This window comes from Noviherbaspirillum malthae (genome assembly GCF_015352985.1).
GTDB classification, from domain to species: domain Bacteria; phylum Pseudomonadota; class Gammaproteobacteria; order Burkholderiales; family Burkholderiaceae_D; genus Noviherbaspirillum; species Noviherbaspirillum malthae.
The window spans coordinates 398073-410979 of sequence record NZ_JACYXF010000002.1; the positions used below are offsets into that span (position 1 = coordinate 398073).

Annotated in this window: 12 protein-coding genes; 9 read left to right on the top strand and 3 right to left on the bottom strand. The window is 58.8% G+C overall.

All coding sequences use genetic code 11. The features are described 5' to 3' along the window. Positions 1-11 precede the first annotated feature (11 nt). The 9 genes from IGW03_RS05660 to IGW03_RS05700 all read left to right on the top strand — a co-directional run bounded on the left by IGW03_RS05660 (position 12) and on the right by IGW03_RS05700 (position 10146). Positions 12-1235, top strand: a complete 1224-nt coding sequence (locus IGW03_RS05660) for a glycosyltransferase family 4 protein (protein ID WP_194721530.1) — start codon at positions 12-14, stop codon at positions 1233-1235. Positions 1236-1290: 55 nt separating this feature from the next. Beyond that, on the top strand, positions 1291-2052 hold the full coding sequence (locus IGW03_RS05665; RefSeq protein WP_194721531.1) for a glycosyltransferase family 2 protein: 762 nt from the start codon (positions 1291-1293) through the stop codon (positions 2050-2052). 5 nt (positions 2053-2057) lie between these two features. After that, a complete protein-coding gene (locus IGW03_RS05670; protein WP_194721532.1) occupies positions 2058-2903 on the top strand; it encodes a glycosyltransferase family 2 protein in 846 nt (281 codons plus the stop codon). Between the two features lie 566 nt (positions 2904-3469). After that, positions 3470-4693: a glycosyltransferase gene (locus IGW03_RS05675; RefSeq protein ID WP_194721533.1), complete on the top strand. Its 1224-nt coding sequence runs from the start codon at positions 3470-3472 to the stop codon at positions 4691-4693. Positions 4694-4759: 66 nt separating this feature from the next. Next, positions 4760-5929, top strand: coding sequence for a glycosyltransferase (locus tag IGW03_RS05680; protein ID WP_194721534.1), 1170 nt, complete (start codon positions 4760-4762; stop codon positions 5927-5929). Further along, complete coding sequence (locus tag IGW03_RS05685; protein ID WP_194721535.1) at positions 5919-6686, top strand: WecB/TagA/CpsF family glycosyltransferase; 768 nt, start codon at positions 5919-5921, stop codon at positions 6684-6686. Before IGW03_RS05680 ends, IGW03_RS05685 begins: the two co-directional genes overlap by 11 nt. A 366-nt stretch (positions 6687-7052) precedes the next feature. Next, positions 7053-9056 carry an acyltransferase family protein gene (locus tag IGW03_RS05690; RefSeq protein ID WP_194721536.1) on the top strand — a complete coding sequence of 668 codons (2004 nt, stop codon included), beginning with the start codon at positions 7053-7055 and terminating at the stop codon, positions 9054-9056. A gap of 320 nt (positions 9057-9376) precedes the next feature. Continuing rightward, positions 9377-9601, top strand: a complete 225-nt coding sequence (locus IGW03_RS05695) for a helix-turn-helix domain-containing protein (RefSeq protein WP_194721537.1) — start codon at positions 9377-9379, stop codon at positions 9599-9601. Positions 9602-9609: 8 nt separating this feature from the next. After that, complete coding sequence (locus IGW03_RS05700; RefSeq protein WP_194721538.1) at positions 9610-10146, top strand: Clp protease N-terminal domain-containing protein; 537 nt, start codon at positions 9610-9612, stop codon at positions 10144-10146. Positions 10147-10471: 325 nt separating this feature from the next. On the opposite strand, the gene IGW03_RS05705 is transcribed toward IGW03_RS05700, so the two are convergent. The 3 genes from IGW03_RS05705 to IGW03_RS05715 all read right to left on the bottom strand — a co-directional run bounded on the left by IGW03_RS05705 (position 10472) and on the right by IGW03_RS05715 (position 12876). Beyond that, on the bottom strand, positions 10472-11230 hold the full coding sequence (locus IGW03_RS05705; RefSeq protein WP_228535063.1) for a polysaccharide deacetylase family protein: 759 nt from the start codon (positions 11228-11230) through the stop codon (positions 10472-10474). 153 nt (positions 11231-11383) lie between these two features. Further along, positions 11384-12514 carry a glycosyltransferase family 4 protein gene (locus tag IGW03_RS05710; protein WP_194721539.1) on the bottom strand — a complete coding sequence of 377 codons (1131 nt, stop codon included), beginning with the start codon at positions 12512-12514 and terminating at the stop codon, positions 11384-11386. Further along, positions 12511-12876, bottom strand: coding sequence for a hypothetical protein (locus IGW03_RS05715; RefSeq protein WP_194721540.1), 366 nt, complete (start codon positions 12874-12876; stop codon positions 12511-12513). Before IGW03_RS05715 ends, IGW03_RS05710 begins: the two co-directional genes overlap by 4 nt. Positions 12877-12907: the final 31 nt, after the last annotated feature.

The following is a 12907-nucleotide window of genomic DNA, read 5'->3' on the forward strand; positions in this document are numbered from 1 at the left end:
GGTGAAACTGCATGCGTATTCTGCTTGTCAGCGAAGACATTCCTTACAAAAACATGGGCGGACTTGCCAAGCATGTGTTGACTCTTGCACGCGCACTGGTTCGCGCCGGGCATAAGGTCGACGTGCTCGGCAACGCCGACAATCCGATTGAGATATGCGGAGAAGAGGGAGAGTTCGGCGGTCGCTTCTTCGGAGAATTATCCGGGCAACATGCAGGCTGGAAAGAAACCAGCCTGGGAGTTTTCATGCCCATGAAAAGATCGGTCATTGCGAAACGCTTCGCGCAGACCATTCTTCGGCGGGCCGGCGACTATGACGTCGTTCATTATCACGGCCACCTTCCGAACGTCGCACACTATCTGCCCCGGAGTATCAATTTCGTCCAGACCCGCCACGACCAAGGCAGCGACTGTTTGGCCCACACGAGGTTTCGTCGGGGTGAAATTTGCAAATCCATCGATCCTGAAGAATGCGCACAGTGCATGCGCGACAATCCCAACGCGCTGCAGCGCACGGTGTCGAAGATGGCAGTAGTACAGTTCCGTCGCGAGGTCATGGATGGATTCAAGCGTCACAAAACCGTATTCGTATCGGAAAGACTCATCAAGAATTTCAGCCGGACAGCTGGACCGGGACCGTGGGGCACCACTATTCACAACTTCATAGATCGGGCTTACCTTGAGCAGATCCGAATGAATGCCAAGGGCTCGTCGCAGGACGGTACGGTGAACGTCTTCATCGCGGGAAAGATATACCCGCCCAAGGGCATTGAAGCCTTTCTGCGGGCAAGCGCTGGACGTCTCCCTGAACATGTGCACATCACGATCGCCGGCGATGGTCCGGATGAACAACGCCTCAAGAAGGAATTTGAATCCAGCCGCATCCGCTTTCTGGGCTGGACCGCCCCCCATCTCACGCTCAAGCTGGCTTCAGAGGCGGACATTGTCGTCGTTCCGTCCATCTGGGAGGAACCCTGCGCCACCACCGTACTGGAAGGGCTTTTTCTCGGCAAGCCGGTTTTCGCCCTGGATCTGGGCGGAACTCCGGAACTGGCCATCTATGCCGCAGACAAGTCCCAGTTGCGGCTCCACGACACGATGGACGCGCTCGTTGACGACCTGCTGAACTTCCGGCCGCAGAAATCATACGGCTTCGCTCCGGCAGGGATGGGCGGCGCCGATGCAGCTGCAGCCAGCCTGCTAAAACTTTATCAAGTGTCCGGTGGACACCAATAGCGCCGATATGTACTACCAAGCACCAATAAGCACCAACAGCTGAAAGGTTTGATTTATGCCACTTACTTTTTCCATCATTACCTGCACCTGGAACAGCGCAAGCTTCCTGCGCGATTCTATTAACTCGGTGCTTTCACAGGATTACCCGCACATCGAGTACATCTTTGTCGACGGCGGTTCCGATGATGGGACCCTCGACATCATACGTTCGCTCAATCGTCCTTACACCCTGCTGGAGAACGTGCGCGGCGGAGTCAGCCGGGCGATGAATGAAGGTGTGCGCGTGGCGACCGGCGACGTGATCGCCCATCTGCATTCGGACGATTACTACTTGAAGCCCACCGTTCTGTCGACCGTGGCGCATCACCTGGAGACGACCGGGAAAGGCTGGCTCTTCGGCAGAACCGAGGCGCTGATCAATGGCAAGCTCTATCCGGACAATTATGTCTCGCCGCGCTTCTCCTATGCCAGCCTGCTGCGCGGGAACTATGTGCCCCACCCCGCGACATTTGTGCGGCGCGACCTCATGGTCAAGGCCGGCTGCTTCGACACCAAGCTCAAATACGCGATGGACTACGACCTGTGGCTTCGTCTGGCTCGCATGGCGGAACCGGTGCAGATCGACGAGGCGCTGGCGGCATTCCGCGAACACGAGGGCAGCCTGTCGAGCTCGACCCAGACCCGCCTGGCCGCCATGGCGGAAGACATGCGCGTACGAAACGCCTACGCCGGGAAAAACCCGATTGAAAAACTAGAACACTACGCACGCTATTTCGTGAGACGCCAACGCGCCATCCGCGCCGGAGCAAGGGGGTAATCGCCATGACAGCCGTATCACTCATCGTCGCCACAGTTGGACGCACAGCCGAACTCCGGCCGTTGTTCGATTCGTTTGCAGCGCAGACATTCAAGGACTTCGAAGTGATTGTCGTCGATCAGAACGAGGACGACAGGCTTGTGCCCTACATACAGCGCGGACGCATGCTGGGGCTGCAGATCAAGCACATGAGGCATCATCCGGCCAATCTTTCCGCAGCACGCAATGTCGGGATTGAAGCGGCCGTCGGCGACTGGATCGGTTTCCCCGACGACGATTGCTGGTACGAGAACGACCTTCTCGAAAAATTGAAGCATCGCTTCGCCTGCCAGGATCCGCTTTCGGGGGCGGCAGTGCAATGGGTCGAGGAAGGCTTGCCTCCCAACCTGATGCCCAGCCTGTCCTGGGAACGGTCCTGCCGTTTCCGCGACATGCCGACCGCGTCCTTCCAGCTGTTCTTTCACCGCAAGCTCTTTGACCAGATCGGCAATTTCGATTGCCGGCTCGGCGTCGGCCTTTTCTTCGGCGCGGGAGAAGAGACCGACCTGGTCCTGCGCGCCCTGCGTGCCGGTGCACTGCTGACTTTCGAAAGCGAAGCCAAGGTGCACCATCCCGTCAAGATTCCTGCCCCCAACCCGCAGGCGCGCCATGCTGCCCGCCTGCGTGCACGCGGTGCCGGCGCCTTGTGGGCGAAACATGAACTTCCTTCATGGGTCGTCATCCGCGGCCTTGCCGCGCCAGTCGTCAAGCCTTTGATGTCGGGCTCCTTCGGCTCAGACCTCGCGCTCGGGCTGGCTGTCGTTCGAGGACGAATCGACGGCTTGCTCAATTGGCGGCGGCAACAGCCTTGATCCTCTTCTAGCGCCGCCTCGCAGCCAGCGCGCTCGACTTTGTTCATGACAGGTTGAGCGCGCTGGCGCTTTCAGCCTTGCCTCTTTTCTGCGGACGGCACGCCGTGCCCTGTCTGCGCATGCACTCGTACGTCCTTGAACGACACGAAATGATGGTCATGCATCACAAGATGCTGCAGGTGCAGCAAGCTTCGATGCAACGTTGGCGCCCTGTACCCGTCGGGTTAAGGAAAGTTACAAAAGAGTCGTACGGAAATAGCTTTCCTTTGATTTAACACCGAACGGCAACAGCGGCCCCATTCAGAATGAAGTTCAGGATTGCCGGAACCTGGCCGCACACCACTAGATGGCTGTCAAGCCGGACGCCAGAACTGAACTGCATGGCCAGTGCCGAACGAGACGTCCGGCGAAGCAGGATCAAGCGCGAAGGAGCGTAAAGGATTTCTACATGAAGCATTTCAGCCGGTCCGCCCATGCAGTCCGGCATTTCGCAGGCGCTTTCGCCTGCCGTGGCAGCCAGGCGCTACAAGGCAGGCATGCCACCTTATTCACCATGACACTTGCTGATGGAACGAACGAACAACAAGAATCACGTAGCAGAAGTCAAGGAGCTCAAGCCGCATTCCGGAAGGAACGGCAACAGCCCCGTGCTCAGAATTGCGCTCGTCACAAACCACCCGCCGCCCTTTCGCATTCCCATTTATGAACGTATCGCCCAAGCGCCCGGCATCGAGCTGCATGCCGTCTTCTGCAGCGAACGCGAGCCTAACCGGGAATGGCAACTGCCGCCGCTGCGCTTCAATCATGTCTTTCTGAAAGAGCGGTTCGTCACGCGCGGCACCAACTATATCCATAACAATCCGGACGTGCTGACGGCGCTCAGCCGGATTGCACCGGATGTCATTGTCACGACCGGATTCAACCCGACCTTTCTGTACGCCTTCGGCTACTCCGTCATCCGTAACGTTCCGCATGTGCCGATGACGGATGGCACCGACATTTCGGAAGCCGCATTGTCGCGCTGGCATCGAGCAGTGCGCCGTATCGTCTACGCCCGCTCCCGCGCCTTCATTGCCGCCAGCCTCGGAGGCCTGCGCCTGTATGCCGATTACGGCATCGCGCGCGAATCCAGTTTCCTGTCCTGCCTGTGCATCGACAATGACGCCTATGCGGCCCAGGCCGGAGCTCAGCAGAAACAATACGACCTGATGTTTTGCGGCCGCATCGTCGCCGACAAGAATCCCCTGTTCGCACTCCAGGTCGCCGACGGACTCGCTACGCGCCTCGGCCGGCGAATCAGCATCCTCTTCGTCGGCAGCGGGGAACAGGAAGCCGAGCTGAACGCCGTGGCCGACAAGCTGGCGCAGCGCGTTGACGTCACGATCAACGGCCATGCAGAGCAGCATGAATTGCCGGCGCTCTATGCCGCAGCCAGAGTCTTTCTCTTTCCGACGGCGCGGGACGTCTGGGGCGTGGTCGCCAATGAGGCCTGCGCGGCCGGACTGCCCGTCATCGTCGCTCCCGAAGCCGGAGTCGCCGGCGAGCTCGTGCTTGATGGAGAGAACGGCTTCGTCTGCGGGCTGGACCTCGGACAGTGGATCGACCGGGCGGAACTGCTGCTGTCCAACGACGCGTTGTACCAGCGCTTTTCCAGGCGCAGCCTGGGTCTGGTTTCCGGCTATTCCTTCGATCATGCGGCCGACGGCATCATCCAGGCCTGCCTGCATGCCGCCGGAAGACGCCACGACGACAACGACGCCTACAACGCGCGCGGAAGAAAGGTCGGGTGACGCCATGCATATTCATATCGTTCGCACCGCCAACGAAATCAGCAATGAATCAAGCTGGAGTCTTCGATGAAGATCCTGATTGCCCATAACGCCTACCAGCACCGCGGCGGCGAAGATGCCGTCGTCGATGCCGAAGTTGCCCTGCTGCGCGAGCATGGACACGAAGTGGAAGTCTATGCCCAGCACAACGACGCGCTCAACAGCATGCCGCGCGCTGCGGCGGCAATGACCGCCATCTGGTCGCATCGCTCTGCAGGCGATATTGAAAGCTTGTGCGAACGCTTCCATCCGGACGTGATTCATGTGCATAACACCTTTCCGCTGATCTCGCCGTCGCTTTACTGGGCGGCGGCCAGGCGCCATGTACCGGTCGTGCAGACCTTGCACAATTTCAGGCTGCTCTGTCCCCAGGCGATCTTCCTGCGCGACGGAAAGATCTGCGAAGACTGCATCGGCAAGCTGCCATGGCGGGCCGTGACGCGAAAATGCTATCGCGACTCCACGGTCCAGTCGGCAGTGATCACCAGCATGCTGGCAACCCATCGCGCCATCGGCACTTACCGCGAGCGGGTCACGCGCTATATCGCACTCAACAGTTTTGCGCGCGACAAATACATCGAGGGCGGCCTTCCCGCCAGCCGTTTCCGCATCAAGCCCAATTTTGTCGGCTCCACCGCGCATCCCACATGGGAACAGCGCAGCGGTGGCATGTACGTTGGCCGCCTTTCATCGGAGAAGGGGCTGGACGTGCTGGCACGGGCCGTGCAACTGGCTCCAGGTGTGCCGGTGGACGTCATTGGCAGCGGCCCACTGGAGGCACTGGCGAAGGAAGCCTTTGGCGAGCATCTGCTCGGCTTCCTGCCGCTGGAACGCATCATGGAGCGCATGGGCACCGCCCAGTTCCTGGTGCTGCCGAGCATCTGCTATGAGAATTCGCCGCGCACCATCGTCGAGGCCTTTTCTTGCGGACTGCCCGTGATTGCCAGCCGTCTCGGCGCCCTGATCGATATCGTGCGCGACGGAGAAACCGGATTGCTGTTCAATCCGGGCGACGCGTCCGATCTGGCCGCCAAGATGGCTTGGGCCGCGGCCAATCCGGAAGAGATGAAGCGCATGGGCCGTGCCGCGCGCGCAGAATACGAGGCGAAGTACACGCCTGAACGCAACTATGACTTGTTGATCGACATATATGAAGATGCAATTTCCACACTCACAAGAGAAGCCCATGCAGCGTAAGGGCCAGGCAGTACTGGAAGCTTTCATCGACGCCGTTACCTGGGAAGAGGCTGTCGGGCAGATCACGCGCTGGGGAGCGGACCATCAATCCCGTTACGTTTGCATCTGCAACGTCCATTCGGTGGTCACGACCACCAGCGATGTCGAATTCAAGATTGCCGTGAACAACGCGGACATGGCCACGCCCGATGGCGCTCCCATCGCATGGGCCTTGCGCCGGCTCGGGCACCCGATGCAGGAGCGCATCAACGGCCCCGACCTGATGATGAAATACCTGGAGGAAGCCGAGCGGCTCGACCAGGTGGTGTTTTTCTATGGCAGTACCGAGAGCACGCTGGCCAAGCTGCGTGTCACCCTGGCCAGGCAGTTCCCGCGTCTGCGTATCGGCGGCACCTACTCTCCGCCCTTCCGGAGCTTGTCCCTCGAAGAGGATGAACAGATCATCGAGATGATCAACGAATCCGGCGCCAACGTGGTATTCGTCGGCCTGGGGTGCCCGAAGCAGGAAAAATGGATGGCCGACCACCGCGGACGCGTCAACGCGGTGATGATCGGTGTCGGCGCCGCTTTCGATTACCATGCCGGCGTGATCAAGCGCGCTCCGCTCTGGTGGCAGCGCAATGGTCTGGAATGGCTGTATCGGCTTGCTTCCGAACCCCGGCGCCTGTTCAAGCGCTACATGGTCACCAATACGCTGTTTGTGTTCGGCTTCCTGCGTCAATTCGTCACCGCGAAACTTCCTGCGGGCGATGCCTGACTGGTCGCATCGACGGCGTCTGGTCTCGCGCATGGATTGACGACTGACCGGGGACAAAGCCGCCTGAAGGGCGGCTTTGTCATCTCGACTCAACGCTTGAATAAGTGAATGTGTGAATGGACGAGAATTCGTCCGGCACGTATCGGTACCGCCTAGGGAGCTTGCGGGCGGTCAACATGCGCCAACGCTAAATAACCCGCCTCTTTCCGTTCGACTTAGTCTGGATGTCGATACAACAGTTGCATTGCATCCGACATTGGTCTTACGACATATCAAATTGGTAATACGCGCCGATGCAATCATATGTCTGCTTGATAATATTTTGGATTTCCCAAAACCAAGCCGCCGACGCAACAGGAGAAATTGATGAATCCAACTGCCCATCTAGCCTATCGTCCGGATATCGATGGTTTGCGCGCCATCGCGGTGCTGGCGGTGATCGCATTTCATGCGAGCTCGATGATCGTGACCGGTGGATTCGTCGGTGTTGACATCTTCTTCGTGATCTCGGGTTTCCTCATCACCGGACTGATCGCCAAGGGCATCGAGAGCGAAACGTTCACCTTTGCCGATTTCTACACGCGGCGCATCAAGCGTATCTTTCCCGCGTATATCGTGGTGGCGCTGGTGACGCTGGTCATCTCCTCCTACCTGTTGATACCGAACGACTACATCTTCTACACGACATCGCTCGCCGCCTCCTGGGCATTCCTGTCGAACGTGTTCTTCTCGATGCTGAGCTGGGGCTACTTCGGCCAGCGGACCGAGGAATTCCCGCTGCTGCATACCTGGTCGCTGTCGGTCGAAGAACAGTTCTACTTCCTGTTCCCGATCCTGCTGATCCTGCTGTACCGCTATTTCCGCAAGCAGATCATCCCCATCCTCCTGGTGGCGGGCATAGCTTTCGCAGTGCTATCGGAAATTAAGACCAGCGAGATCAAGGCCTATTTCCTGCTGACGTCGCGTGCGCATGAACTCATCATCGGTGCACTGGCCTACTTCATTTCACAGAAATACCCGCTGCGCTCCGCCGCCGCCTCCAACTCTCTGGTAATGCTCGGCATGGGCATGATGCTCGGCTCCATGTTCCTGATTGAGAAAGGAACCTCCTTCCCCGGCGTCAATTCACTGTATCCCTGCATCGGCACGGCGCTCGTCATCTACGCCGGCACCCGGGAAAACGTGCTCAAGCCGTTGCTGGCAAGCCGGCCGATGGTTTCGATCGGGCTGATTTCCTACTCCCTCTATCTGTGGCACTGGCCGATCTTCTCCTTCCTGCGCTATCGCCGCATCGAGATCACCTTCGGCGTAGGCATCGCCGCAGTGACTCTGGCATTCCTGCTTTCCTGGCTGACCTGGCGGTTCGTCGAAACCCCGGTCCGCAAGAACAGAAACCTGAACTTCAAGAAGGCATTCACCCGGATCTACGCGCTGCCGGCAGCCGCCTTCATGTCGGTTGGACTGGTTTCCTACATGACCGAAGGAGCGCCCTACCGCTTTTCCGATGACATGCGCGAACTGATTTCCAGCTACTCCTTCGAACGCGACCTGACCCGCTCCTGTTCGATCCGGGCGGAAGACTATCGCAAGGTCACCATGGATTACCTGATGGCCAACTGCGCATTCGGCGACACGAGCCAGGCGAAGCCGGAAGTGCTGCTGATGGGCGATTCGCATGCACACCATTTCAAACCTTTCGTCGATGCGCTGGCCACGTCAGCCGGATTGAAGGCGGTCTACCATGTACAGGGAACTTGCTTCCCGACCGCCTTGCAAGTCACCGACAAGCACCCCGAGAAAGGACCTGACACCTGCCAGCAGCGCAACCTTGATCTGCTGGCGCTTGCACCGAGCGTCAAGTACGTCGTCATGGCCGGCTTCTGGGCTTCGGAGCCCTGGCGCGACCTGGAAAAGGAAATGATGTACATGACCGGCAAGGTGGTCGAGGCAGGCGCGATACCGGTGATCTTCAAGGACAATCCTTATTTCGAACCCGACCTGTCGCAATGCATCCTGCACAGGACACGCGGCTGGCTGCCGGCCGAGCGCAACTGCAACATCCCCTATCGCTTCGTGGTCGAAACCCAGACTCCTGTCGATCAGATTGTCGAAAAAGTACAGGCACGCTATCCGTCGGTCCGCATCATCGATCCCAAGAAGATCATGTGCACCACGCAGGAATGCGTGACCTACATGGGTAATGTCGCACTGTACAAAGATGCCAACCATATCAATACCAAGGCTTCCAAGCTGCTCGGTGAGCAGTATGTCGCGCGTGTCGACAACCCGCTGGCCGGACCGGCATCGGAGACACCCGGCATGAAGCGCCCGGTTGACCTCGCCCAAGGCCTGATGACCAAGGTGAAGTGAAATCACGGCGCCGGCACCATGCCGGCGTCTTCACGCCTTCCTGCACGAGCAGCCGGGTTGCGCCGCGTGCAATCTTCGCTCCATCGCCATCGAATCACCATTCAGCTTATACCAATCCCATGGCAGAACGTGACAGATGAGACCAATGGATTTTTTCGACTGGCAAGGCGCGGGAGGAATCCATAGCGGGGCTATGGGTGACGAGCGCAACGCGGGCAGGCGGAAAAAAGGCGCGGTCTCATGGCATGTTCTGCCATGGGATTGGTATTAGATCGTCAATCTTTGTTGACGACGCCACCAGCGTCAACTAATATTGACGCATGATTGATCCTACGTCTCTTCCCTCTCCCGATGCCCCCGAAGAGGCGCTTGCAGCCGTGGTTGCGCTTCGACGGATGGCAGACAAGCTGGAACGGCTCGCGGTCGCCAACGCCATCCGGCAAGGCTGGTCATGGGCTCAAGTGGCTGATGCCCTCGGCGTTTCCAAGCAGGCCGCGCACAAGCGCCTCGCGGGGACGCTTCATTCAAACGATATTCCTGAATAGGAGCCGACATGCTTCGCATGTTCATGCAGCGCATCAGCGATATGCGCACGATCAAAAGCCTGTGTCTCGGCGCGGAAAAGCATGCAAATGCGGATGGCCAGCAGGCGCCGGGACTGGAACATTTCGTTCTCGCCGCCCTGGACCTGCCCGACGGCACGGCCCGCAAGGCATTCGAACGCATCGGGGCGAACCCGGATGCCTTCCGCCAGGCGATTGCCGACCAATACGAGAAGGCGCTCAAAGGCATCGGCATCGATGCGCCGCAGCCGCCCTCAATGCAGCACGGAGCAGACGGCATATCGCCCGGCAAAGGACTCTACCAGAGCAGGCCTCAGGTGCAGGCATTCATGCAGCAGCTGGCGAACCGGAAGAAGACGGACGCCGGCGTGCCGTTGCTCGGGGCGCATGTGATCGAGGTGATTGCGGCCTTTGAGCACGGCGTGGCGTCCCGTACTCTTGCTTTGTTGGGAATCGACAGGCAGAGGCTGATAGAGGCGGCGCAAATGGAGGCAGGAGAAATGCGTGGAGATGCGCTTGCTGGCTAGAGCGCTTTCGGCTTGACTGTACTGTCGATCCCGGGCGCTTTGCCGGCAGCACTGCGCTGTGTGAGGCCGCCGAGTCCTCCTTCCCATGGCCCGGGGGCGCCGCCCCCGCCGTGTCGCGTCACCACGCCTTCGTCCGCGGACCGGCCTGCAGGCAAGTCAAGCCGGAAGCGCTCTCATTCGGGGTTCAAGGACACGCTTGCATACGCTTGCATGGACTTGCATGGACTTGCATGGTCCTGCAGGCAAGCGTGGAGGTGAGTTCGGCATTGTTTCACATTGATGCGCCCTGCCCTGCAGCGCAGTCCTGTATCGCGCCTGACTTGACCTACGCGGACTCCGCGACCGGCGTGCGGGCGTCGGGCACCCACAATGAACGTATCGCGAGTTCTTCGTTGCTGAGACGGTCTTGCGCCGTTACATGCCGCGCCACATGTCCGAAGAATTCATCGAGCTGCTTCCAGGCATTCAGCTCATCGAACTGTTTCGAATGCCCCCACAGATGGAATACGCCACGGGTGCGTACCGCGTAATCGAACATCGCATAGAGACGCTTGATCCAGTCGCCATGCTGGAGCGCCAGCTGCAGGCCGGCTGTGCGATCGAGCCAGTTGCCCGAACCCGCGAAATTGCGGATGTAGACAGAACGGTCGTGCGGATAAAACTGGAGCGTCGTCGGCATTTCGAACGGACGGTTGCCGGCGCCGAAGCACAGGTTCATCGTGGTGCGGGCATAGGTGAACCGGCACGCATGCACGAGCTCGACGTCACGACGCTTATAACGGCCGCCCGGGTAGCAGAAGCCGTTGACCGGACGTCCAAGCACGTCTTCCAGATATTTCTTGCCGTCCATGATCTGGTGATAGGCATGCCAGATATCGACTTTTTTCAGATAGCGATGGTCCATCGTGTGCGAACCGATCTCGAACCGCCGGCCCAATTCCCGGATCTCTTCGTCCGGCAATACCGCGTCGCCTTCGCAATTACGGATTGGCACGAAAAATGTGCCGCTCAAACCATGTTTGCTGAGCAGTTCCGCTGTCTTCAGATCGGACGGATGGCCGTCATCGATTGAACAGGTAAACATAGGGCCCATCATTGACTCCACTCGTTTTTACTTTTGCTTACGGCCACTTTCGCATCCATCTGGCATCCGCCTTTGCGCAGTGTACCGAAAGCTCCTCCCCGCAGACTCGCCGGAACCATGATACCGCCGCTGCCGTGAGTCTGTCTCTATTGTTCACGAACTGACAGCCCGGCTTTCTCTGGGTGATGCTCCGGACGATAATGCATGACGGCAGGCATCCACGACGCCAATTGCCGCATTGTCGAAGCTGTACTCTCTTACAAGCGAAAGACTACGACGCGAGAATCTTTCCCACAGTTCCTTGTCCGCCAGCAGTTTTGCCGCCTTCTCTGCCCAAACTTCAACGTCAAGATCAAGCACATAGCCGTTCTCTCCGTCCTGTACCAGTTCTCCGGCGACACCGGCGTACGGCGTCACGATGACCGGCAGACCGGAAGCACAGGCTTCATTCGCGACCACGCCCCATACATCCGCGTGCGTCGGAAACAGGAACAGGCGCGCCGAACGATAGAGTCCGGGCAATTCGCCCTGCTTGGCGAAGCCGTGGAAGTGCGCATGCACCAGAGCCTGCTTGCCTTGCGCCGCCGCCTTCAGGCGCGCTTCTTCGCTGCCGGATCCCACGAACAGGATGCTTGCCCGGCGACCGATACGGCGTGCCAGGGCTTCCGCAACTTCGAGAGCGAAAACCGGTCCTTTTTCGGGCACCATGCGTCCGCAGAAAACCAGATCGTATTTTTCCCCATCGTACTCAGGCGTACGCTGGTATGCATCGTTGTCGATGCAAAGATAGGACTTGAAGCACTGTTCCGGCGCCACGCCATAGCTCTCGAAGAGACGCTGGCCGCCCATGCTGGCGGAAAGGAAGGCCTTCGATTTCCGATACACGATGCGGCGTATCGCCTTGTGCACCTTGCTCAAGCCCAGCTCGGACTCGTAGGTACCATCGGTGAGCGGCACATGAGGTATGCCTTTGAACAAGGCATAGGCGAAGCCATAGAGCTGAGTCGGGTTGAGTCCGTCGGACACGATGACATCCGGTCCGAAGCGCTTCAAGGCCAGAACGACATCCGGATTATTGTGGATGTAACGCCCCTTGACCGTCGTAATGCGTTCCTTGAGGAAGCAATGGTCGAACTCGAAGGCTGGCAGGTCCCAATGCCTGTTCGGCTCTCGACGGGCACAGAAAATGACTTGTAGCGTAATGCCCGGGATGCGTGCGATACGGTTGAAAACCGGAATCCGATACGGAGGCGGTTCGTTGGTGATAAGTGCGAGTTTTGTCATGGGCTAATGGTAGTGTTTGTGCCATTGCGGCAAATGACGTAAATCATGAAATCAGGCAAAACCCGAAGTGATTTTGACGCGCGGCATCTTTTGCCGGTCGGACTGTATTGCATGTAGTCGATACATAAAGGAAGGTAGTTCAAAACATTGCCAGCACGTGGCAACCAGGCGAAATTTTGCCAGCTGCGGCGTGGCAATTTTTGACGCCGACCGTGGCTTCGGGCAGGGCTGTGACAAATGCGATTACGAACCGGTTTGGCGTCCTTCACCATCAACCAGTTCGGCAATATCATGCCGGCCGCGTTTATCCTTACAAGCAGCCGGCCCCCGCTGAATTCGCGGGCGGCATTTGCGGTTTTCATGCAACTTCAATGCAAACCGCGTGCACAGACA